Annotated in this window: 25 protein-coding genes; 13 read left to right on the forward strand and 12 right to left on the reverse strand. The window is 41.3% G+C overall.

Features of this window, described 5'->3' with window-relative positions; translation table 11 throughout:
* Positions 1–619: 619 nt before the first annotated feature.
* On the reverse strand, positions 620–1,930 hold the full coding sequence (rimO, locus tag AC59IL_RS00185) for a 30S ribosomal protein S12 methylthiotransferase RimO (RefSeq protein ID WP_496550036.1): 1,311 nt from the start codon (positions 1,928–1,930) through the stop codon (positions 620–622).
* A 207-nt stretch (positions 1,931–2,137) separates the two neighbouring features.
* On the opposite strand from rimO, the gene AC59IL_RS00190 reads away from it, so the two are divergent.
* Positions 2,138–2,623, forward strand: a complete 486-nt coding sequence (locus AC59IL_RS00190) for a hypothetical protein (RefSeq protein ID WP_496550037.1) — start codon at positions 2,138–2,140, stop codon at positions 2,621–2,623.
* 148 nt (positions 2,624–2,771) lie between these two features.
* Here the strand turns inward: AC59IL_RS00190 and ftsY are convergent, their stop codons facing one another.
* The 5 genes from ftsY to rpmB all read right to left on the reverse strand — a co-directional run bounded on the left by ftsY (position 2,772) and on the right by rpmB (position 5,087).
* On the reverse strand, positions 2,772–3,737 hold the full coding sequence (gene ftsY / locus AC59IL_RS00195; RefSeq protein WP_496550038.1) for a signal recognition particle-docking protein FtsY: 966 nt from the start codon (positions 3,735–3,737) through the stop codon (positions 2,772–2,774).
* Positions 3,738–3,797: 60 nt separating this feature from the next.
* Positions 3,798–4,253, reverse strand: coding sequence for a YqgE/AlgH family protein (locus AC59IL_RS00200; RefSeq protein WP_496550039.1), 456 nt, complete (start codon positions 4,251–4,253; stop codon positions 3,798–3,800).
* A gap of 133 nt (positions 4,254–4,386) precedes the next feature.
* On the reverse strand, positions 4,387–4,560 hold the full coding sequence (locus AC59IL_RS00205; protein ID WP_496550040.1) for a DUF4295 family protein: 174 nt from the start codon (positions 4,558–4,560) through the stop codon (positions 4,387–4,389).
* An 83-nt stretch (positions 4,561–4,643) separates the two neighbouring features.
* Positions 4,644–4,826 carry a 50S ribosomal protein L33 gene (gene rpmG, locus AC59IL_RS00210; protein WP_496550041.1) on the reverse strand — a complete coding sequence of 61 codons (183 nt, stop codon included), beginning with the start codon at positions 4,824–4,826 and terminating at the stop codon, positions 4,644–4,646.
* Between the two features lie 24 nt (positions 4,827–4,850).
* Positions 4,851–5,087 carry a 50S ribosomal protein L28 gene (rpmB, locus tag AC59IL_RS00215; protein WP_496550042.1) on the reverse strand — a complete coding sequence of 79 codons (237 nt, stop codon included), beginning with the start codon at positions 5,085–5,087 and terminating at the stop codon, positions 4,851–4,853.
* 677 nt (positions 5,088–5,764) lie between these two features.
* Between rpmB and ppk1 the strand changes: the two genes are divergently transcribed.
* The 3 genes from ppk1 to panB all read left to right on the forward strand — a co-directional run bounded on the left by ppk1 (position 5,765) and on the right by panB (position 9,921).
* Positions 5,765–7,885 (forward strand): polyphosphate kinase 1, encoded by a 2,121-nt coding sequence (ppk1, locus tag AC59IL_RS00220; RefSeq protein ID WP_496550043.1) that lies wholly within the window; start codon positions 5,765–5,767, stop codon positions 7,883–7,885.
* Positions 7,886–7,893: 8 nt separating this feature from the next.
* Positions 7,894–8,790 carry a Ppx/GppA phosphatase family protein gene (locus AC59IL_RS00225; protein WP_496550044.1) on the forward strand — a complete coding sequence of 299 codons (897 nt, stop codon included), beginning with the start codon at positions 7,894–7,896 and terminating at the stop codon, positions 8,788–8,790.
* A gap of 309 nt (positions 8,791–9,099) precedes the next feature.
* A complete protein-coding gene (gene panB / locus AC59IL_RS00230) occupies positions 9,100–9,921 on the forward strand; it encodes a 3-methyl-2-oxobutanoate hydroxymethyltransferase (protein WP_496550045.1) in 822 nt (273 codons plus the stop codon).
* Between the two features lie 122 nt (positions 9,922–10,043).
* Here the strand turns inward: panB and AC59IL_RS00235 are convergent, their stop codons facing one another.
* The 3 genes from AC59IL_RS00235 to AC59IL_RS00245 form a co-directional block, all read right to left on the reverse strand.
* Positions 10,044–10,493, reverse strand: coding sequence for a hypothetical protein (locus AC59IL_RS00235; protein WP_496550046.1), 450 nt, complete (start codon positions 10,491–10,493; stop codon positions 10,044–10,046).
* A 599-nt stretch (positions 10,494–11,092) separates the two neighbouring features.
* Positions 11,093–11,473, reverse strand: a complete 381-nt coding sequence (locus AC59IL_RS00240) for a DUF4890 domain-containing protein (RefSeq protein ID WP_496550047.1) — start codon at positions 11,471–11,473, stop codon at positions 11,093–11,095.
* A 179-nt stretch (positions 11,474–11,652) separates the two neighbouring features.
* Positions 11,653–12,159, reverse strand: a complete 507-nt coding sequence (locus AC59IL_RS00245; RefSeq protein WP_496550048.1) for an endonuclease V — start codon at positions 12,157–12,159, stop codon at positions 11,653–11,655.
* A gap of 192 nt (positions 12,160–12,351) precedes the next feature.
* Here AC59IL_RS00245 and AC59IL_RS00250 point away from each other — a divergent pair, with 192 nt between their 5' ends.
* The 3 genes from AC59IL_RS00250 to AC59IL_RS00260 all read left to right on the forward strand — a co-directional run bounded on the left by AC59IL_RS00250 (position 12,352) and on the right by AC59IL_RS00260 (position 13,987).
* A complete protein-coding gene (locus AC59IL_RS00250; protein ID WP_496550049.1) occupies positions 12,352–12,654 on the forward strand; it encodes a DUF1330 domain-containing protein in 303 nt (100 codons plus the stop codon).
* 246 nt (positions 12,655–12,900) lie between these two features.
* Positions 12,901–13,383, forward strand: a complete 483-nt coding sequence (locus tag AC59IL_RS00255; protein ID WP_496550050.1) for a hypothetical protein — start codon at positions 12,901–12,903, stop codon at positions 13,381–13,383.
* A gap of 157 nt (positions 13,384–13,540) precedes the next feature.
* Positions 13,541–13,987 (forward strand): DoxX family protein, encoded by a 447-nt coding sequence (locus AC59IL_RS00260; protein WP_496550051.1) that lies wholly within the window; start codon positions 13,541–13,543, stop codon positions 13,985–13,987.
* A 14-nt stretch (positions 13,988–14,001) separates the two neighbouring features.
* On the opposite strand, the gene AC59IL_RS00265 is transcribed toward AC59IL_RS00260, so the two are convergent.
* Entirely contained in the window at positions 14,002–14,577 is a 576-nt protein-coding gene (locus AC59IL_RS00265) for a hypothetical protein (protein WP_496550052.1), read from the reverse strand.
* A 281-nt stretch (positions 14,578–14,858) separates the two neighbouring features.
* Between AC59IL_RS00265 and AC59IL_RS00270 the strand changes: the two genes are divergently transcribed.
* The 6 genes from AC59IL_RS00270 to AC59IL_RS00295 are packed head-to-tail and all read left to right on the forward strand — an operon-like array spanning position 14,859 to position 18,263.
* Positions 14,859–15,413, forward strand: a complete 555-nt coding sequence (locus AC59IL_RS00270) for an RNA polymerase sigma factor (protein WP_496550053.1) — start codon at positions 14,859–14,861, stop codon at positions 15,411–15,413.
* Positions 15,410–15,718, forward strand: a complete 309-nt coding sequence (locus AC59IL_RS00275; protein ID WP_496550054.1) for a hypothetical protein — start codon at positions 15,410–15,412, stop codon at positions 15,716–15,718. Before AC59IL_RS00270 ends, AC59IL_RS00275 begins: the two co-directional genes overlap by 4 nt.
* A 5-nt stretch (positions 15,719–15,723) precedes the next feature.
* Positions 15,724–16,215 (forward strand): hypothetical protein, encoded by a 492-nt coding sequence (locus tag AC59IL_RS00280; protein ID WP_496550055.1) that lies wholly within the window; start codon positions 15,724–15,726, stop codon positions 16,213–16,215.
* A 53-nt stretch (positions 16,216–16,268) separates the two neighbouring features.
* The gene (locus AC59IL_RS00285; RefSeq protein ID WP_496550056.1) at positions 16,269–17,006 is read left to right on the forward strand and encodes a YHYH protein; all 738 of its coding nucleotides are present in this window, start codon (positions 16,269–16,271) and stop codon (positions 17,004–17,006) included.
* 1 nt (position 17,007) lies between these two features.
* Positions 17,008–17,589 carry a toxin-antitoxin system YwqK family antitoxin gene (locus tag AC59IL_RS00290; protein ID WP_496550057.1) on the forward strand — a complete coding sequence of 194 codons (582 nt, stop codon included), beginning with the start codon at positions 17,008–17,010 and terminating at the stop codon, positions 17,587–17,589.
* A 50-nt stretch (positions 17,590–17,639) separates the two neighbouring features.
* Positions 17,640–18,263: an SCO family protein gene (locus AC59IL_RS00295; RefSeq protein ID WP_496550058.1), complete on the forward strand. Its 624-nt coding sequence runs from the start codon at positions 17,640–17,642 to the stop codon at positions 18,261–18,263.
* A gap of 469 nt (positions 18,264–18,732) precedes the next feature.
* Here AC59IL_RS00295 and AC59IL_RS00300 read toward each other — a convergent pair whose 3' ends face one another.
* Together AC59IL_RS00300 and AC59IL_RS00305 are read right to left on the reverse strand one after the other, a co-directional pair.
* Entirely contained in the window at positions 18,733–19,347 is a 615-nt protein-coding gene (locus tag AC59IL_RS00300; RefSeq protein WP_496550059.1) for a DUF8184 family protein, read from the reverse strand.
* On the reverse strand, positions 19,338–23,483 hold the full coding sequence (locus AC59IL_RS00305) for an RHS repeat-associated core domain-containing protein (RefSeq protein WP_496550060.1): 4,146 nt from the start codon (positions 23,481–23,483) through the stop codon (positions 19,338–19,340). The genes AC59IL_RS00300 and AC59IL_RS00305 overlap by 10 nt, the downstream gene beginning before the upstream one ends.
* Between the last annotated feature and the right edge of the window lie 151 nt (positions 23,484–23,634).

Here is a 23,634-nt window from a genome sequence, read left to right on the forward strand (position 1 = left end):
CTAATTCAATGCAAAAAAAGAGGCAGGCACAAGAGGTCGTGCGCCTGCCAGTGTGAATAATGTGCAGCAAAAATTTGTCGCCCTGCTTCATTATCCATCTCAATTCCGGGATAAATCTGTTTTCACAAACCTTCCCGGGTTTGCCATTGCCTCCGATTGAGTCGTTTATAATTTATGGATGCGCTGGTTACAACAGGTTTAACCGTAAGTTGAAATAAGGTGTAATGGTGAGTATTCCTAACTGCAACAGTATGCAATAACTGTTTTTGAACAGTATTTTTCCTGCATATGGAATAAATATACGGCGAAGGTATTGGGAATTACAGGTAGTAACAATACAACTTTGTGGTAATGGTTCCGGTAGGTATGCTTCGCTTCGCTACGCTCAGCGGTTGTGCAGTAGCGCTAAGAGTTTAAAGAGATAAAGGAGAAAAAAGAGGTTTTTGTGCTGAAATTCATTTTATTTTAAAACTCTTAACGGTTCAGGATTTAATATCAAATTCCAATAGCAGGTTACGGAAAAATATTAAACAATGTTGTATTACAAGACTCTTTTTTCTCTTTCTTCTCCTTATAACTCTTAGCGCAACTGCATCCGATCCTGAGCGAAGCGAAGGATTTATTCAACAACCTCTCCTTCCAGATCAAAATCGTATGCTTTGGTAATTTTTACCTGTACAAATTCGCCGATGGGGAGTTTGTGAGCGCTGTTAACGATCACTTCATTATCAACTTCCACACTATCAAACTCGGTGCGACCAAGGTAGCGGCCCGATTCTTTTTTATCGATGAGCGTTTTAAATGTTTTACCAATTTTTTCCTGGTTCTTTTCAAAGTTGATTTCCTGCTGTACTTCCATCACTTCCTGCGCCCTTCTTTCTTTTTCTTCGTGTGGAATATTATCTTCCAGATCATGTGCCGACGTACCCTCTTCATGTGAATAGGTAAAGATGCCAGCCCGGTCGAAGCGGTGTTGTTGCAGGAATTGTTTCAGCGAGTCAACATCTTCTTCGGTTTCGCCCGGAAAACCGGCTATAAGCGTTGTACGCAAACAAATGCCCGGCACTTTTTCGCGAATGGCGGCAATCAACTCATTCATTTCGGCCTGAGTGATCTGCCGTTTCATCGCTTTAAGCATATTATCGCTGGCATGTTGCAACGGCATATCGAGGTAATTGCAGATATTATCACGCTGGCGCATTACATCAAGTATATCGAGCGGGAATTTCGATGGATACGCATAATGCAGCCTGATCCATTCAAGACCTTTTACATCGGCCAGCCGGTTTAACAGGTCGGGCAACATGCGTTTTTTGTAAATATCCAACCCGTAATAAGTAAGCTCCTGGGCAATCAGCATCACTTCTTTCACACCTTTTTTTACCAGTAATTCGGCTTCTTTTACCAGTTCTTCAATTGGCCTGCTTATATGCTGACCACGCATCAGCGGAATGGCGCAAAAAGCACAGGTGCGGTTGCAACCTTCTGATATTTTCAGGTAAGCATAATGGGTAGGCGTAGCCAGCAGGCGTTCGCCCAACAATTCGGCTTTATAATCTGCCTCAAATTGTTTCAATATCAAAGGCAGTTCCATTGTGCCGAAATAAGCATCTACTTCGGGTATTTCCTGTTCGAGGTTGTTACGGTAGCGTTCGCTGAGGCAACCGGTTACATAAACTTTATCTAACTGACCGCGGCGTTTGCGATCGACCTGTTCAAGAATGGTATTAATTGATTCTTCCTTGGCCTTATCGATAAAGCCACAGGTATTAACAATTACAATATTATGATCCGACTTAGGGTTTTCATGTACCACATTAATATCATTAGCCATCAGCTGTCCGCTCAATACTTCACTATCGACCATATTTTTGCTACAGCCAAGCGTAATGATATTTACCTTATCTTTTTTATGTGATCTAACTTTCATAATAAGTGCGCAAAGGTAGGCAAAAACAGCAAGTTACCAGTCGCCGGTTACCGGTTACCTGGAAACCGGTAACTGGTAACTAATAACCAACTCTTTGTGGTTTACCTGTTTAGCCGTAATATTGCCTCGATTTTTGAAGGGTAGAGCCGTGGTCGTTGAGATTTGGCATAGTTTTTTTGAGACTGGATTGACCAAACAATTATATGTATGAAAAAAATCATTCCTCTTTTAAGTTTAATTGCCCTATTAACCGTAACCTCCCGTTCAAATGCCCAGTCAATGGGTTCAGAATATCGCACTGCTATCGGGGTTAAGTTCTGGCCCGGTGCACTTTCTATTAAGCACTTTATTCGCGATAACAGGGCATTGGAAGGAGATTTATATTTCTGGGGTCATGGTTTCAGGTTCACCGGTTTTTATGAAGTACATGGCGATATCAACGGCGCTCCGGGTTTAAAATGGTTTGTTGGTCCCGGCGCTCACTTTGGCGTTTACAACGAAGGATGGTACCGCGATCACCATTACTACGATGACGGCAGTGCATCACTGGGTATTGATGGTGTATTAGGTCTTGATTACAAAATAAAGGGCGCTCCTATTGACCTGAGCCTGGATATTAATCCGTTTTTAGAGATCCTTGAACATCCTTATGTTGATGTTTGGGGCGGTTTAGGTGTTCGTTTTACATTCTAAGAGAAAAAGAAGATATAATAAAAAAACGGCCCCACTATCGTGGAGGCCGTTTTTTTATATTGATCGGTTGATCAGTTTACGAGTTGAAAAGTTTACAGGTTGATGAGTTAACCGGGTTAGCTTGTTAACTTATCAACTAATAAACCTGTTAACTATTCCCCAGCTTAAAGAGGCTATCAACAAACTCATGTTTGTCGAAAACAAGCAGGTCTTCCATCTTTTCTCCAATACCAATAAATTTCACGGGTATTTTAAACTGGTTGGCGATGGCCAGCACCACGCCTCCTTTGGCCGTTCCATCGAGTTTCGTAATGGCTAATGCCGTTACATCGGTGGTGGCGGTAAAATGTTTGGCCTGTTCCAGGGCATTTTGTCCGGTTGAACCATCCAGTATCAGTAAAACCTCATGGGGCGCTTCGGGTATCTGTTTTTGTACAGCCCGGCGAATCTTTCCCAATTCATCCATCAGGTGCACTTTATTATGTAACCGGCCGGCTGTATCGATGATGATCACATCAACACCTCTTGCCAAACCGCTTTGCACGGTATCAAAAGCTACCGAGGCCGGATCAGCGCCCATAGGCTGTTTAACAATGGGTACGCCTACCCGCTCGCTCCAGATAGTAAGCTGGTCAACTGCTGCAGCTCTGAAGGTATCGGCAGCCCCCAGTAAAACCGACTTGCCGGCTTTTTTGAAGTTATAGGCCAGCTTGCCAATAGTAGTGGTTTTGCCTACCCCGTTTACACCAACCACCAATATTACAAATGGACTGGCAGGCAGGTTGGTATTGAAGTTATAGGAGTTGCTTTCGGGCGCCTCTACCAGCACACCTTCAATTTCTTCCTGCAATATCCTGTTCAGTTCAGTGATATTGAGGTATTTATCTTTCGCCACACGTTGCTCAACACGATCAATGATCTGAACGGTGGTATCGATGCCCACATCAGCGCTTACGAGGGCTTCTTCCAGTTTATCGAGTACTTCTTCATCTACCGTGCTTTTGCCGGCAATGGCTTTTGTTATTTTCGACAAAAAGCCTTCCTTGGTTTTCTGCAATCCCTGGTCGAGCGACTCTTTTTCTTTTTTACCAAACAACTTCCCGAAAAAACTCATTTTCCTGATTTTAAGGCTAAGATAAATGTTTTGTTGTCGTGAAACGTGAATCGGCAACCGTTACCCCTGCCCAATCGAAAAAGGATCTCCCGTTTCCACCACCTCCCAACTCCCTTCTGCTATTTCTTCATCCAGCTCATGGAAGTTCCATCCGCAATAGCCAATAAATATTTTGAGATCTTTCTCAGTAAGCATATGATTGTCGATATTTCTCAAGGCCGACTTAAAATCTCCTCCAAGGAAAATGTTACCGGTCACCGGTTCTCCTCCTTCGATTAAATCGGGCCGCCGATGTATAAAGTACAGGTGCTCCTGGTTTACCGGCCCGCCGAGATGTATCGGGAAAGGTCTCCCATTTTTAAATTCTTCCAGTTCATTTAGCTTTCTGGGAAATTTTTGATTAACCACAAAGCCCATGGCGCCTTTTTCATTGTATTCGGTAATGAAAATCACAGAATTTTCAAACAAGGTATCGTTTAACAGCGATGTGCTTTTTAAAAAGAGTCCTGGTTTCATAAAACGAAGGTAACAATCCCCCAAATTCAATCTGACCCAAAGAATTTAATGATGTGGTATCGTATGTTATGAAAGCAAAAAAGCTGTCCCCTGTACGGGAACAGCTTTTGATAAGATACTTCCTTACCCAAAATTATTTTCCAGCTAAGAAATCCTTGATCTTTTCTTTGTGCACGATAGACTCTTTGAAGGTATATGCACCAGACTTTTCACTTCTTACAGCACGTATTACCTTCGTCCAGTTTTTTGCTTCAGCTGCTGCTTTAGCATCTTTAGTTTTCGCGTTTTTTGAAGCTGCTTTTGCCATAACTACAATTTGATAATGTGATAATGTGCTAATTTGCTAATATGATGCTGAAAAGATCATTAGCACATTAGCATATTGGCTAATTATTTAATTTCCTTATGCACCGTTACCTTTTTCAGGATCGGGTTATATTTTTTTAACTCCAAACGCTCTGGAGTATTCTTCTTGTTTTTGGTAGAGATATACCGGCTGGTACCAGGCTTACCACTGTTTTTGTGCTCAGTACACTCCAAAATTACCTGTACTCTGTTGCCTTTCTTTGCCATTTTTATAAAGCTTTAAAAGTTAAGTTAGATTTTTTCACCCTTCGCACGCAGTTCTTTTACTACGCTCAATAAACCATTTTTGTTAATAGTCCGAATACCTTCAGTAGATAATTTCAGGGTAATCCACTTATCTTCTTCGGCCAGGTAAAAACGCTTAGTTTGCAAATTCGGCAAAAACCGACGTTTGGTTTTAATGTTGGAATGCGAAACTTTGTGTCCTGTTACCGGAACTTTACCTGTTACCTGACATACTCTTGCCATGACGCGTAAAAATTTAGGACGGCAAAGGTCGTAAAATCTATGTAATCCACAAACTAATACCAAACTTTTTTTTGCTTTTTTTCAACATCTGTGGATATGTAAGTTATTGAAAATTAGAGAATATTTAATATGGAAGTCAGAAATCGGAGATCTGAAGCCGGAAATAATATGCAAAAAAGATTAATATCAGTATAAAAACAATCTGATTACCAATTCAGTATAGGGTTGTGTTCGGGATTTGTTCGGGATGTACTCAGGAAGGCTTCGGGAGTTTCCCGAACAAATCCCGACTACTTCCCGGATCCTTCCTGAATACATCCCGGCTTCAGTATAAGTCAAACATTCCGTCAACCGGACTGGGATAGATGGGATTTAGGGATTTGTGGGATTTTAGGATTTCCGTATCCGGAACGAACTATTGTCTGTAGTTTCAGGGATTAGGGAAAACCGGTAATCCTCCAAATCCTAAAAATCCCAGTCAATCCCACTCATCCCAGTCTGATTTAATAATTACTTAATTTAATTTTACAGTAACCCTTTACATCTTTGACAGAACATCTTCATATTATAATAGTTATGAAGTAATTATTCCTTGTGCCCTAATATGAAATTATCAACTAAAACCGTTTAAATGGAATTTCCGGGGATTCCTGTCAAAAATTAATATGATTAGTCAGATGAAACGTAAAACGATCGCACGGGATATCAGTTGGTTGTCGTTTAATGCCAGGGTGCTGCAGGAAGCTGCCGACCCTACCGTACCACTGCGCGAACGGATTAAATTCTTAGGCATTTTTTCGAATAACCTCGACGAGTTTTTCCGCGTTCGGGTAGCCACGCTCAAACGCATGACCCTGGTTGGTAAAAAGAACATGCACCTTGAACAGGCGCCCGGCAAAATTCTTGATGAAATTCAACAGATCGTTTTGGAACAACAAACTGAGTTCAACAGAACCTGGGAGGTGTTGCACAAAGAACTGGAGAAAGAAAAAATATTCCTGGTCACAGAAAAGGACCTTAATAAAGAACAGCAAAAATTTGTTTTGACCTTTTTTGAAGAGGAAGTGCGCATGAATACCATCCCTCTGATGATCGAAAGCATTCCCCAATTCCCCTATCTGCGCGAAAAATCAATATACCTCGGTGTGGTGCTGTCGCGCAAAGATGCTACCCTCAAAAGAAAATATGCTATTATAGAAATACCTACCCGTGCCAACGGCCGGTTCATTCAATTGCCGTCGCCGTCGGGTGAACATCATATTATATTGCTCGAAGACGTGATACGGTTCAACCTGAAAAGCATTTTCTCGTATTTCGGATATGATCGCTATGCTTCCTGGGTTTGTAAAGTAACCAAGGATGCCGAGATTGATATGGACAGCGATATTTCGACCACCCTGATTCAGAAAATTGAAAAGGGCGTAAAAAACAGGCGCAAAGGAAAACCTGTTCGGTTTGTGTATGATAAACAAATGGATCCCGGTTTACTCGACTACCTGATCAGGAAGCTGAATTTGTCGCGAAAAGATAGCCTGATGCCCGGAGGCCGCATCCATAACTTCAGGCACTTTATGGATTTTCCGGATGTATTTGTGAAAAAGGGACAACGTAAAAAACCATTTCCGCATCCGCTGCTGAAACAGGCGCTGCGGGTAACAGATGTGGTGCAGCAAACGGATATTATGCTCAATTTTCCTTACCATTCGTTTAATGCGATTATTGACCTGCTGCGTGAAGCCGCTATTGACCCCGATGTAACAGTAATTAAGATCACGGCTTACCGGCTCGCCTCCAACTCAAAAGTGATCAATGCCCTGATAAACGCCGTGCGCAATGGCAAACAGGTAACGGTGATGCTTGAGTTGCGGGCGCGTTTCGATGAAGAAGCCAATCTGGAGTGGAAAGAACGGCTCGAAGAAGAAGGCGTAAAGGTTTTGATAAGCATACCCGACATGAAAGTGCATGCCAAAGCATGCCTGATTAAAAAAAGAGTAAATAACCATACCATTCACTACGGTTTTGTTAGTACCGGTAACCTGAACGAAAAAACAGCCACCGTTTATGGCGATCATTGTTTGCTTACCGCCGACCGGCATATTATGGCCGATGTGAACCGCATCTTTAATTACCTCGAAAAACCAAAAGACGGTGTACATTTTTTAAAAGCCTGTAAAACCATTATCCCCTGCCCCACCGATTTACGTAAAGAATTGCTGAAGCTCATCAACCGCGAAATAAAAAATGCCAAAGAGGGTAAACAGGCCGGCATGATTCTTAAAATGAATTCGCTGAGCGACGAAACGCTGATCGACAAATTGTACGAAGCTGCCAAGGCAGGCGTTGAGCTGAAGCTCATCATCAGAGGCATTTTTTGTATGTATTCAGAAAATAAGAAATTTATCAAACCGGTAAAAGCAGTGAGTATTGTAGACGAATACCTGGAACATGCACGGGTATTTATCTTCCATAATAATGGCAGCGAAAGGGTTTTTATTTCTTCTGCCGACTGGATGGTGCGCAATTTGGATCACCGTGTAGAGGCAACATGCCCGGTTTTTGATGAGAATATTAAGAAAGTGTTGAAAAATATCCTGGAAATACAACTCTCTGATAACGTAAAAGCCAGAATTTTGGACAATGAATTGAGTAACCGGTATGTGCGCGACAGGAAACATAAAAAGATCAGGTCGCAGCTGGAGATATATAATTATTTGCATCAAAAGACTAATATCATTCCGGGAACGCCCTCGCCTGTTGTAGTTGAACCTATCGCAGCGGTGGGAGAAACCCCGGTATAAACTAACTCATGAAACTGGCGGCCATAGATATTGGAAGTAATGCGGCAAGATTGCTGATCTCGGATGTTATTCATACCAGTAACAGAAGGCCACAATTTCAAAAGTTAAATCTTGTACGGGTGCCATTGCGCCTGGGTTTTGATGTGTTTGATCAGAAAAGGATCTCGAAAGAAAAAGAAGATATGATCCTGAACACCATCAAAGCTTATAAACTGTTAATGGACGCCTATGGCGTGCAGCATTGCAAAGCCGCCGCCACCTCGGCCATGCGCGACGCCATCAATGCCCGGCAAATTATTGAACGGGTAAAGAAAGAAACCGGTATTGGCATAGAAGTGATCACAGGCGATTTTGAAGCTACGCTGATTTACGAAAACCATATTGCCGAAAATCTCGATAAACTACATACCTACCTTTATATTGATGTAGGTGGCGGTAGTACCGAACTTACTTTCTTTGCAAATGGCAAACTCAGATTCAAACGGTCTTTTAATATAGGTACTATCCGATTGCTGAAAGACCAGGTAGATGAATTTTTGTGGGATGAATTAAAAGATTTCATCAAACGCGAAACAAAACCCTATCGCGAAATCGTTGCCATTGGTTCGGGTGGTAACATCAACAAAATTTTTTCTCTCTCAAAAAGAAAAGAAGGCAAGCCTTTGCCATTGCAGCTATTAAAAGATTACCACAAAGAGTTCAGCAGTTTTTCGGTGACCGACAGAATACGCATTTATAAACTGCGCGAAGACCGGGCAGATGTTATTGTACCAGCCCTGCTGATCTATATAAACATTATGCGCTGGGCCGATATTGAAGAAATATATGTTCCCAAAATTGGTTTGGCCGACGGATTGATTCAGCACCTGTATGATGATTTGAAAAGAAAGGGGCATTTGCAATAGACAATAAGCAATAAGCAACTGGCAAACGTTGCCGGTTTTTGGTCTTTGTTTATTTTTGCTTACACCCTATTGTTTCAATTTGCTTATTGCCTATTGCCGGTTGCCTATTGCTCCCAACTTATTCATTCCTAATTTATTATTTCAACTTTTAGGGTTTCCCTGAAACTTGTGCCTTGTAACTTGTAACTTGTATATTAAATTCTCCTACCTTAGCAGGCACTAACACTGCGTGGAGCATTATGAATGTGTTTTATTCTAATGCAGAGCCATATTCCCCTCTCCCGCCATTCTCACACAAAACCACCAGCTATGTCGGTACATGTTAACAAAGAAGTAAAAAAGGTAACAACACATACCTTACAAAGAATGAAGGCCGTAGGAGAAAAAATTTCCATGATCACGGCGTATGATTTTTCGTTTGCCCGGCTGTTCGATGAAGCGGGCATCGATGTAATTCTCGTTGGCGATTCTGCCTCGAATGTAATGGCGGGTCATGAAACCACGCTGCCCATTACGCTTGACCAAATGATTTACCACGCCTCTTCGGTAATCAGGGGTATTAACCGCTGCCTGGTAGTGGTAGACCTTCCTTTTGGTACCTATCAGAGTAATTCAAAAGAAGCACTGGCTTCTGCCATCAGAATTATGAAAGAAACAGGCGCCCATGCTATAAAACTCGAAGGTGGAGAAGAAATCCTTGAATCAGTAAAACGTATTGGAGCTGCCGGCATTCCGGTGATGGGGCATCTTGGTTTAACACCGCAATCGATTTACAAATTCGGCACCTATACAGTACGGGCACGCGAAGAAGCCGAAGCCAATAAACTGCGGCAGGATGCACAATTGTTGCAGGAGGCAGGTTGCTTTGGTATGGTGCTTGAAAAAATTCCCGCACAGCTTGCCAAAGAAGTAAGCGAATCATTGGTTGTGCCAACTATTGGTATCGGTGCCGGTATGCATTGCGACGGGCAGGTGCTTGTAATGCACGATATGCTGGGCATTAATACCGAATTTAAACCCCGTTTTTTGCGTCAATACCTGAACCTGCACGACCAGGTTACCGGTGCCGTAAAACATTATATTCAGGATGTAAAGGCAAAAGAATTTCCGAACGATAAGGAGCAGTATTAAAAACGAAGTCTGAGGTCAGATGTCAGAAGTCAGAAGAGCCCGGGTTGTTTAGCTCATGACTGTTTCTTTCCCCCTCCAGGTTCTATCTTCGGACTTCCGACATCCGACTTCAGACTTCCATTCTACCGGACAACTACATCCGCATTCAACACTTCATACTTAATAAGCCGGTCGTTACGCTTTTTCAACTGCATGAACAGCGTATTGCAGTCGGTTGCCGCACTGGTTTTGGCTACTACGCTGATTTTGGTAAAGAACAACATTTTCAAATGTCTTTTTTCTTTTTCAAGCCTGATACTGGCCTGTACAAAATCAGTTTCCCCGTTTAAGCTGGTGCTTTCTGCAAATACAACTGCGTTTTCGAGGTACTGGTTGTTCGAACGCAGATTTAGAATCTGGCAGGCACACACTTTGGCCCCTGCATTGGCTTCGTTCATGGCATTAAATGTTTTTACAGATGCCTTTAAACCATTTGATGCAAATGCACCGGTATGGCCATCGTTTGCCAATACAGCATGGCTGCACGCCATTAATACAAACAACAATGTTCGTGTGAAAATTTGAGGGTTCATGGTACGGTTCATAATCAAGTTAACAATGTGGTTTCAGGTTTTTACAGGAACACCGGAACTTGATTAAATAGAAGCAGGAATTTGATTTCGGAATTTTGAGATTTTTTGATTTTGCGATTGGAAGTCTAACGGGGGGATAAAATAAATCTATAAATCAAAAAATCAGCAATCCTACCTGCAGGCGCAGGCTTTTCATCGGATACGGTGCTGCAAAGAATGCAACAAATTTTCGGATCTCATAATGTTTACGAAAACTTTTTTACAGATCATAAGTATATCGTTAAAACACATTCGAATTGCTGGTGTTTTTACGTATGCCTGTTGAAGGAACAACTATGCTAAATACTTTTGCAATGAGGAAGGTGAGGTATTATAAAAAAAGAAGCCCTTTGTAGAAACAAAAGGCTCAAACGATTGCTTGCCATATGAAAGTGCAAATGTAAGTCGTGTATGTTATCAATGTGTTTCCTAAATGTATAAAGAATGTTAAGACTGATTAAAATACTAACATTAGTAAGCAATGAGTAATAAGTTATAGGTGATAATCAATTATGTTTTTGATACCGCTTATGGGTAGTTGCTGTATTACTTATTGCTTACTACTCTCTATTCGCTCTTCGTTGCTTAAACTCTTCTTTCCGTTCTTCCTGCTGCTCTTTATATATTTTGTACTGATCTTTGGTAAGAATTCCTTTCATTTTTGCATCTCTGTCGGCACTCAACGATTTAAATTTCCTGTACTTCGAAAGTTTTGATGCATCTGAATTTTTTAATTCAGCAATACCTTCAAAGTAAGTGGTATTAACAGCATCTACTTTTTTTGACTGATCGTCGGTGAGATTGAGTTTTTGCTTATACTGTTCATATCTTGCTAATGCTTCTTTCTTTTGCTCGTCGGTCATTTTACTTTGAGCAAATGCGCCTGCAGATATGATGATTGTCACTATCAATGAAACACTAATGCGGACAATTGTTTTCATAAATCGCTTAGTTGTATGAAAATGGCTTGTTAATTAACAGATAGCTGCTTTGCTTTTGATAGGCAATTGGCAAAATAGTTTAACAGGATGCACGTAAATCGCCGAATAATTCAAAATCATCTTCGGTTTATACGCTGATATCGACCTGTTATCGTATAGTGGCCTTCTTCAATTACCATTTACGTTCCTTCCTTTGTTCTTCTGTCTACTTCTTTTAAAACCGCCGGAATGCGGTAATCGCCATACATTTCCTGTATATGGCTGGCCGCTTTAAGCAACGATATGCCTATGGCTGTAATAAATAACGGATTTTTGCTTTCTCCCCTGTAAACAGGTATCACCTGTTGGGTATTTTGATGAAAGCTTGTTTTGGCCACACCAATAACAGGTACTTTATGCAGCAGGCTGTTGTATAAATGCGCACCCAAACCGGGTTTGCCGTCATCATCCAGCACAACAAATCCATCTATGATAATACAGGTTATTTTTTGCAGATCAATATCGCGTAGTATTTCAAGCAAACAAGGCAATTCGCGTTTGTAAAATTCACCGGGCACATATTCGGCAGTTGTTTTAACATGCTTTACCCAATAGTGCATGGCAACAGCATCGTGCCAGTTTTGTAAAACAGCGCACACAACTTTTGCGTTGTCGTTTTTATAATGAACATCTGTTATTAAAATCATATTTCGTCAATGGTCAATGGTGAATGGTCAATAAAGCTTTCTAAAATTCATATTGAAACACTCCGACCCCGAAAGGTTTGGGTTTTAACAAAATTATGCTACCACTTAATTTAAAAATTGCAGAGTTTTACGTGCGGTCAGCAACCTAAACTTATCTGGAATGTCTTCAGGGCTATTGTCAAACTAAACCGTATGATCTACATAACCCAATTAATATATATAAAAGAAGGCAAAGAAGAGCAGTTTTTTCAGTTTGAAGAGGTAGTCATTCCGATTATGTGGAAATATAACGGACAACTTCTTTTTCGAATAAGACCAACAATTGGTAACTTTGTGCAAAATGCACTCGAACCGCCATTCGAAATTCACCTGGCAGCGTTTGAAACAGAGAAAGACTTTGAGGCGTATCAGCAGGATGAAGCACGCAAAAACTATTTACACCTAAAGGAACAATCAGTAAAATCGGTTGTGCTAATCAAGGGTATTCAGATTTAACGAATCCAGTTTCCATTACTATTTTAAATTAAAACCGGGAAATCCAACGGTTCAGTATAACTCAGCAATTTAGATATTGGAATTTTTATCCAATTATGGGACAAAGTTGCCTGAGAGGTCTGTGCTAATTCGCTTATAATCATTAATCAATAAAATGGTATGCTGATTGGGAGTATGGTTTGTAGCATTTAGAAGAATTGATAATCCATACCACTGGCTTTTATTTTGAACAATAAAACGGAAACTATGAATACTCATTTACCCGGCAAATTCCTAAAACGTAAATTATCTGAGCTGAACAGTGCTTTGTTTTTTGCAGAAGGAGATTCTTTATTTAAGCTTCCGAATCATCTTGTTACCGAAATGGAAATGAACGACGACGGGCAGATCTGGTTTGTAATACCCAAACCAGCTCAGGATATTGATGCTTTTGATAAGGAGTTTCCGGTACGGTTAGAGTTTTTTAAGAAAGGGAAACCATTCAGGTTGAAAATACAGGGAAAAGGTTCAATTGTAGGCGACCAGACAGAAATAGAAAAACTCTCGGCCGCTTCTGCAACTATGGAAGAAAAAGTGAAGACCGAACCGGTGCTTATGATTAAAGTGCAGGTTCAGTTTGTTGATTATGCAGGCAATATGTCAACCTCCTTTCCCAATCGCCTGAAAATGGCCGGTATGCAGTTATCGGGTTGGTTGTTTTCATCAAAGAGTTCGATTTCTGTTGAATAATTTACCCATTTAAGAGTAAGCATTAACATTAAGAATTAGCATTTGCAATAAAAAATCCCTCCGATGCATCGGAGGGATTTTTGCGTTTAAAAGGCCTGTCGCAGAATATAGCTACCTTTGTAAAAGTTCTTTCTTTATTTACTTAAATTTTCGCCATATGAATCTCCTTCAACGATTTGAATACTGGGGCGACAGGCATCATCCCCGGTGGGCAGATATTCTTCGGTTTGCCCTTGGTGTGTTCCTTGTTTACAAAGGAATTGAGTTCCTCGAAAATATGAGCACCATGATCAGCCGCATGAGCGGCATGCTGCCTAACAGCTATTTTGCATTAAGCATATTGGGGCATTATATTGTATTTGCTCATCTTGTAGGTGGCGCTATGCTTGCTGTTGGCCTGCTTACACGCGCAGCCTGTATTTTACAACTTCCCATTTTAATAGGCGCTTTATTTTTTCTGAACCAGGCAGAAGGCATGTTCAAACCCTTTTCGCAAATAGCAATTACCGTTATAGTTTTATTGGGCCTTATTTATTTTTTGATTGCAGGCAATGGCCCCTGGTCGGTTGATCATTATTTTGATGAAAAGAAACGGGCTTATTGAAAAATATCGCCTTCTTAATTGCGATTAACTTTTGGAAAAATGTAAGAGAATTTTATGTCCATAACCGGATAAAATGTTCCGTTCTCAATAGTAAAGTCATCAGTAGCGGCGCCAAAGCCGGCACCAAAAATGGTATTTAATACCCACTTTTTGCCTATAGGTCGTTGCATACCCCAGTGAGCGTTTAATAACAAGGTAGGCCAACCCGCTTCATTAGTGATATTTGCAGAGGTATATTTTATTTTCAGTCCAAAGTAATTTCCGCTGTTTAACCGGGTTGCTTTTCCTTTCTGAAACCGCTTTGTTCGGTTATAATAAAACTTAGGAGATGCAGAAACATACAAAGCGGGATCGAAAAAATTCCATTCATAGTGAAAATCGTCTTTTTGAATTTCATAAAAACCACCGGTGCCCACCGACAGGTTGAGGGTTGTATTACGCGACAATTTCGGTTCAACCGACACTCCAATGCCCTCCGGACCTAAATCTAATTTGGTGAGGGTTCTTAATTCATTGGGTCCCTGGTTATTTTGTGCTGATAATAATAGTACCTGTGTTGAAAGGAAAAGAGTAAATATTTGTTTTTTCATAATAAAGTTTTAGGATTGAAGTTTACGTGTTATCATAATAAACATCAGGGCTTATAAACCCCTATTCTTAATATGTTAAATTCAGGGGCAGACTGTTAATATAATTCTTAAAATTGCTTTTGGCCTCCTTCCTGTGCAAATTCTTCCAATACCGGTCTTACTTAAGCGGATAAAAAACCAATGCTTAAAAAAATATTTTTATCTGACCGCAGGTTTTACTTCGCTGCTTCGACTAATAAGAAGAACCCTATAAAGAGATATTGACGATCAACAAATTGTAAATGCTGAATTTCCGGGACGACGCAACTGCTTTCAGGACTTTTATATCAGAACACCAGAACAGGGTGTTTAATCTGGTATTGAATATGGTTCAACATGTACACGATGCCGAAGAAATAACGCAGGATGTGTTTGTTGATGTTTATCGTAAACCCGAAGCATTCAGGGGCGAAGCAGGCATTACCACCTGGTTGTACCGTATTGCCATGAACAAGTGCATTGATCATTTAAGAAAGAAACAACGACAGAACCGCCGTTTTTTATCAGCATTTTTTTCACCGGCAACTGATGATGCACAAACGGAGCCATCGCATAGTATGCATCCCGGTGTACTGGCCGAGGACCGCGAAAAACTGGCTATTCTTTTTAAAGCCCTTAATCAACTGCCGCCCAACCAGCATATGAGCTGGGTGCTGAGTGAAATGGAAAACCTGAGTTATAAAGAGATCAGCGAGGTAATGCATGTGTCGGTATCGTCGGTTGAATCGCTGTTGTTCCGCGCCCGCACCAACTTAAAAAAGATATTATCCCGAATGTATAAAGAAGAGAAGCTATGAAAAAAGAAAAATGGATTGATGATATTATTCAAAGCTCAAAAAATATTCAGCCCGTAGAAGCCAACCCTTTTCTGGCAACACGGGTAGAAGCAAAATTGCAATTGCTCAGCGAAAAAGTCACCTCTTCGCAGATACCAATACGCTGGGTATATGCATCAGCCTTTGCCATGATAACATTGCTTATAATAAACGTAGCGCTGTGGAGCCATACGCCATCGCCCAAAAACGCCGGCATACAACAGGTAATGCAGGAATACGGATGGGGCGGCAATAATGATCTTTATACCATGAACTTTTCAAAATAACAGCAATGAACAAGGTTTTATTTTTAACGATAGGAATTGTACTGCTTTTTTTGCTGAATGCAGGTATGCTGATCTATCTGTTCAAATTACGAAGCTATCAGCAGGAACTGCGTGGTCAGGGCGCCGATGTGTTTATCATTGATCAGCTGAAGCTCGATCAGCAGCAACAACAGACGTTTGCTGTATTGCGCATGCAGCACCACGAAACCATTCGAAGGGCGCAGGATGAAGACCGGCATTTGCACGATGTGTATTTTACTTTACTCAAAACAGATCATCCCGATAAAGCAAAAGCCGATTCAGTGGCCTCGCTGATAGCTGCACAACGTACCATCATTGAAAGAGCAACGTTTGACCATTTTCAGCAACTGAGGAATTTGTGCCGTGGTGATCAGAAAAAATTATTTGATGGAACTATTGATGAAATAGCCCATCGTATGGCGCCCCCGCATGCGCGGCCGGATGGCCCGCCACCTCCCCCGCCCCGGAATTTTTAATCAGGTTCCGCAGGTTTTTTATGTCGCCGTTCGACAAATAATAAAATAAAGCCATGAAGTATATGCTCATTCAGTTAATAACATTATTCATCCTTTTAATAAGTTGTCATAAAAAAGATGCGGGTAGCAACAATGCAGATATACCTTCTGTTTACAAAAAAGTATACGGCGCTACGGATATGTATATCGACGGTGATTATATCGTAATTAAATCAAACGGACGGCCAGATCATAAAAGTCCGTATTACAACGGAACCGAGTGGCAAAGCACGTTGTACGAGGCTTATAATGGCAGTAACACCAGTTTTATGTTAAACCCGAATAAAATTGCCACTGCTAATCTTACATTCAGAATACCATTGCACCCTGCAAAAGCATCCAAAGTGCAGGCAACGCCATTAGGGCCAATAGGCGTATCGCTGAACGGAGTTCCGTTTTATAACCAGTATGCAGCCAATTATCAGCCGCTGACGATGGAGATCAATACGCTTGACCAATACAATGGCCATCCGCAAATGATGGGCGGGTATCATTATCATATTGAGCCCACCTCGCTTACAGCCCGATACGGCAAACATGTATTGCTTGGCTTTTTGCTGGATGGATTTCCCGTATACGGACCATTGGAAAATAACAGCACCATTACCAATGCAGCGCTGGATGATTGCCACGGGCACAGCCACGCAACAACCGATTATCCCGATGGCATATATCATTATCATATCACTGCCGAAGCGCCTTATATCAATGGCAGTGGTTTTTATGGATCACCCGGAACCGTAGCACAATAATATGAAGCCCTATTTAGTGATATTATTTGTTTTGGCCATTGCAACCTGGTTAAGCTTCAAACATGCTGCACCCGACGATTTGAAAGCGCCTTCGATATGGATCAATGCCGCTGATACTATGTTTAAACTTAAACAGGGCGTGGTATACCTCGATAACCAGCCATTTTCGGGTTACCAGTTTACCTTGTATGAAAACAGAGATACCGCTTTTATAACGCCATTTGTAAATGGCCGTGAATCGGGTATAGCCACGCAATGGTACCCCGATAAACAATTGAAGGAAACGGGAAACTTTTTAAATGGCAAAAAAACAGGAGTGCATACAGGCTGGTGGGAAAACGGCGCCATAAAGTTTATTTATCATTTTACACAGGATGTGTTTGAAGGGCCGGTTAAGGAATGGTATGTAAACGGACAGCCCTATCGCAACATGAACTATGAAAATGGTTATGAAAAAGGATTACAGCAAATATGGCAACCCGATGGATCTTTATTTGCCAATTACGAAGCGCGCAACGGACGTTATTACGGATTAACCGGCACGATGCATTGCAGGAATTATAAAGTCAATGGTGAATGGTGAATGGTCAATGGTGAATAAAGGTACGATGCCACTGCAGTAAAAATAAAAGCATGATCAAACATATTTTCAGGGTCGGTTTATCAGGATTGATAATGGCGGGCTGTCATCATAAAAGCAGCCTGCCTTATTACAATACGCCTGATTTTACACCGGTATGGAATATCAATACCCTGAAAGGCCAATTGCATACAATACCTTCATTTGCGTTTACTAATCAGCGTAACGAAACGGTAACTGAAAAAACTTTTCGCAATACCATTTATGTGGCCGGTTTCTTTTTTACAGGATGCGGAGCGGTTTGTCCGAAAATGACCACCAACCTGTTAAAAGTGCAGCAGGCATTTGCCGGTAAAAGTGATATTCGTTTTTTGTTTCATTCCGTTACTCCCTGGATAGATAGTGTTTCGCGGTTGCAGGCATTTGCAAAACGATATCATTTAAACAATCGCTGGCAGCTGGTTACGGGCAATACGGCCACCATTTATCAGCTGGCCCGTCAGTCGTATTTTGCAGAGGAAGAACCGGGCTTTCAAAAAGATTCTACTGAATTTTTACATACCGAGCATTTATTGCTGATCGACCGGAGCAGGCACATTCGCGGAATATATAACGGTACGCTGGCGCTCGAAGCCGACAGGCTGATTGCAGATATTGGGGAGTTGCTGGAGGAGTGATGCCCGTGCACGTAGGCTTTGATTATCAGCCAAAAGTCTTTGCACGCATGCAAAGCCGCTTTGCAGCAACTTTTTTTTAAAAATAGCTTACATAGCTGTTCAAATACGCACATAAAAAGTGGAAATAGCTTACAATATTAATTTTGTAAGCTATTTTTTTTGAATGTTGATTTTTTCGAGGCTATGTAAGCTATTATCAGGTCATTGTAACCTATTCCGATGTTGTTGTAAGCTATTCCGGAAGCAAAGTGCGCTGCAGCGCACCTTTGCAGTGCTGCAAAGAGGCCCTGCAAAAAACAAAGCAGCTTTGTGTGCTGCCTTGCCAGTATTGCAGGTTGTATTTTTTGCCATGTTGGCTAATTCACTTCTTTGTAGCCTGACATTGCGTTTGAGTAAGCTATCCCTGATGTCTGTGCAGCTTATTTACAGGTTTATGTAAGCTATGGTGGGCAGAAGTAGATAGCCGAAATCAGGACCTGCTGCTTTCTACCAGTTTTTTTACAATTTCGAAAATAAGGGGTTGGATATCGAGGTTGTAAATAAATTCCTCATCAGCAGTTTTACTGATCAATCTGCTATCTTCTACCTCAATCGCATTCAGATTGAATTTTCGCCATGGCATCTGTTTTATTAAAGAATAGTTTCCCTCTTCTGATTTGATATTTAAGGAATCTAATTGTTCATTGGTTTTGGAACGTTTAAAACCCCGTATAGAAGCAAGTTTCCCTTTGTCAAAAGTAAATTGCAAATCATCCAGATCTTCTCCGGCGATTAAATAATCATTGTTTTGTAACCGGGCAAAGAATTCAAACATGATCTTATCACATTCATAGGTAACACTTATTTCAAACTGTTGCTGCTTCCCCTGGTATTGTGCCTCAAACGAAAGTTGTGAAAAATCACTATTCATTTCAACATTATGCAAAGGCATTAAGTCAGGATCGCCATGAGGATTCTGGTTTACCTCAAATTTTCGTGTTTTATAATTAAAATAGAATTGAAGACCAATGGCCAGGCACAAATCGTTGACCTTTGGACGATAAATAAAAGAAGATTCTTTGGGTTTGATTTTTTTTACTTGCATTTGACTTTGTGTTTTTCCAACGCCTCCCAGGCTTCTTTGGATCTTTTTCCAAATTTTTTCGTTCCGGCATATTTTAGAAGTATGCGATCTATTTCAGCCTGCGCCTTCGCAAAGTTTTCAGATGGAATTTTTATAGTGCCTTTATGTTTATAGCCGCCATTTACCTCTATGGTAACACTTTTCGCCCCGCCTTCTATCAACGGGCCAAAGATACCTGACCGGCAAGGTACGCACATTGGTGCAGGCAAATCACCACCAGGGTTGTAATGACCTATTATATCACTGATCACTACATCTTTATTTTCAAACCCACCATTTGCAAGGTGCCAGTTTAATCCATTAATTTCAGCATGGTTTCCTAATGATCCGGTGCTCTTAAATACACCTGAATTTCCATCTACTACCGACACTGTGGCTGTGGCACCATTCATAGCCAAACCAAATGGATCAACCCAGCCATTAGGGTCCCCAACATAACCGTAAAACCGTAACCCACCTCCCAAACCAACGGGATCCTGGCTTATATACAGTCCCTCTTCCGGCGAATAATACCTGAACCAGTTATAATACAATCCTGTTTCAGCATCTTCATATTGCCCCTGGTATCTGAAGGGCAAATTACTATTGTGGCCCTGTAAAGTTCTTAATCTTCCATAAATATCCAATACGCCTTCCCAAACTTTTTTGCCGGTGTCATCAAACATGTATTGGGGGGTGCCGAAATGGTCGCCTACTATACTATATGCTTTACCATTCTCTATTTTAGCTGCAGGTACAAATCTATTCTCATCAAAAAGCCAGGTTATATTTTCACTGATAGCCGTATTTTGAGGATTGGGTTCTGCTTTATCATATATTATATCGCCCCATTCATTGACTACCGGCTGTGGTTTTTCTTTTTCATCGTAGGTCCATTCGTGTAATGGTACATGCGCATTCCATACCCACCGCGTTATTTTACCTGCAAAACATTTGCTTATTCGCCTGCCCAATGCATCATAAGTAAATTCCACGGTTTTCCCGTCAGGCTTTCGCACTTTTTTCAGTGTGCCATTTGCATACCATTCATATTGTGTTTTTTTATGAGTAGCTTTCTCTGTTTTGCTGATTAAATTACCGTCTTCATCATATTTATAAATGTATTTTTTGCTTTCCAGCGGAGCACCGGCGCCGTTATACCTGCGATCTGTTTTGTCAGCGGTTTCATAAATATGGCCCGGGTCATCAGTTGTACGGTGTACAATACTGTTATCGGCATATTGGGCAAATACCAGGTTTCCCAGCGCATCATGTTTGAATGAAGTACCGGCCTGAGCCAAAGAATCAAATATACCAGTTAGCCTGTCATTGGCATCCCAGGTATATTTTTTCCAGCTTTGTGCTATGCCCCTGCAGCTGACTTTATGTTCTGCAGGTCTTCCTGCCTGATCGTATTTCCATTCGCTGGTTAGTCCGCCCGGCAATATCCTTTCTGTTTCACGCTCCAGGCCATTGTATTTCATTTGTGCCTGCCAGGTTGCGGTTCCCTCCGGAGAAACAACAGTTGCCTGCATATTGGTGACCAGACTCATTTTATTACGCTGCAATTGAATATCGGCGCCCAGGTTGCTGGTAATTTGAATGCGGCTCCCCCCTTTATCAAAGCGGCTATTCACTTTGTATTCATTCTGTGCTTCAGTTTCTACATATCCCATTTTGTTCCTGGCTAAGCGAACCGTACAATATTCGTTTACGGCTTCTGTTAAATTGCCCTTTTTATCGTAACTGAATGCTTCCCAGCTGCCGTCGTGGTATTCCGCCTTTACTATCTGACCCTTTACGTCGTATTCGTATTGTATATATCTGCCTCCGGGCCGTAATGTTTTGATTGTTTTACCAGTAGCATCCAGCTCGTATTTCACCTGTAACCCGTCGAACCCGGTTTCACTGATCACTTCTCCTCTTTTATTGTACTCAAACCTATACTGCCGGCCGGCTTCATTTACAATGCTCCGCAAACGTTGCTCCGTATCATATAAATACTGTTGTTCGGTATTATGTTGCCGTTTTCTTTTTAATTTGCCCATGGGCGTATATTCAAAAGAAATTTGTCCATACTTGTCTGTTGCATACGTAATTTCTTCATAAGCGTTATATTCCAGGCTAATCTTATTGCCATCCGGCAGGTATAAATTACGAATGCGGTTCAGCGGATCATATTCAATAAAACGAATTTCACCGGTGGCATTGATTGTTTGTACACAACGGCCCAGGGCATCATATTTCCACGAGGATGTTGAACCATCTGGCATACGTACGCCTGCCAGGTTCTCATCTTCATCATAACTAATGGTGGTTTTGCGATTGCCGCTTTCGGTAATCGTTTCCAGCTGCCCCTCGTTGCTATATTCGTAAGAAACCACTTTTCCGTTTGCGCAGTTTACAAAACATAACCGCTGCCGGTCATCGTATCCAAAGGTTTCACTGCTTCCATCTTCATACATAACCAGCGTGAGCTTATTATGCTCATTATAATGAAACTGAACCTGGCTGCCATCAGGCATTCTTTTTCCTGTTAACCGGCATCTTTCGTCATATGTGTAACCCGTTATATTTCCTTCTTCATCAATTTCACGATAAATTTCAAAATCATCGGTGTATTCGGTATACCGGTGATTGCCATAGTGATCGGTTTCCTGAACACACAGATTATTCTCGTCGAAGTAATACGTTGTGGTTTCGCCCAAAGAATTGGTAACAACATTATATCCCTTACCATATTCAATAAATCCTTCCAGCACGCCGCCATCACCCCAGGTATGCACACATCGCTTTTGATTATCATACTCCCAGTAGAAACTTTGCCCGTTGCGGTCGGTTTTCTTTACCATCAGGTGGTCATTGTATTCAATAGTTGTAACCTGATTTAATGCGTCGGCAATGCTTACCAGATCCCCATCTTCATTATAGTCATAGGTCACCAATACCTGCCTGATATCCCGATGGTTTACTTCTACACAGGTAATTCGATGCTGTTTATCCAGTTCAAAAAGCAGTTTCCTGCCGGCACAGTCTGTGATGGCGCGCAGGTACCGGCCCGTGTAATGCAACTGTATGCGGTTACCGTTATAGTTTTCTATAAAAGACAGTTGCCAAACACCTTGTTCTACATTATGATTAAAATGAAAGTATTTTGATTCGTTATAATCTTCCAGTAAAAAATGCCCGTTTTGTTTGCGATGCAACTTCAACTTTTCCTGCGTATGATAAACACTTTCACCATAATACAATAAGGGGAATATGGCCATTCTGCCATCTGCAAGGGTTATTGATAAACATCCTTCCTGCGGTAAAAGTTGCACACAACGATCATAGCATAAGTGCACCCCATGTCCCAATAACCTTTTGTTGGAAGAATCGCTGTCCCAGTTACGGGTCCACTTTATTGGCATGGGGCCGGGCAGTTCAAAATCGGTATATTCATAATTAACACGACCGGTTATAAGATCAACCGGTTCAAAGCCCATTTTACACAACTTATTGCTAAGCTTTTTTGTTGAGGGGAATTTCTTAAGCACTTTATGGTTTAACGCCTTCAGCATTTTACCACCTGCCTTGCCCAGTATTTTCAGGAAGGAACCAAACACAAATGCTTTAAGTAAGGCCATTATGCTGAAATTGGGCACCAGCGGCCCTCCTACCATAACCGGTTTGCCCCATTGCAGCGGTATACAAAAAGATGTAGGCAGGTATAATGAGGGAATGGGAATGAATTTTTTACCCGGACGAAAAGAAAGCGGTAATCCTATGTCGTTACAGGTCATGAGCATATAACCGGCGCCGCTCATAGGCGCCCCATCTATCGAAACCGTTTTGCTGCCAAAAAAGTTCTGGCTGTCGTGACCAATGATGGGCATTAAAGTAAACCCTGCACCAAAAGGAATATGCACAAAGGTGATGATCATACCTGCTGTATCGGTATTGCCACGTGGTACATTGTTTACTTTAACAGTAGCGCCGATAAAAGGTATATAATCAAACGGATCAATTACCAATCCGATATAGGGATGCGGAAGGGGAACAAATGGAAATGGAAGATTTACAAAATGTATATCAATACCAATTACTGGCTTCAGGTGCGTATTTGCGACGTACATAGAACAGGTTTAGTTATTAGCTGTTTATTATTTTTAAATAGGCCTTTATTTGATTGTTATATTGTTAAATTGTTAGATGGCTGGGCCTGTTGAAATTCGAAAATGCTCACAAATAGTCAGAAATTACATATCGAAACCCAACCATCAAACA

The organism is Niastella sp. sgz303648, assembly GCF_059587045.1.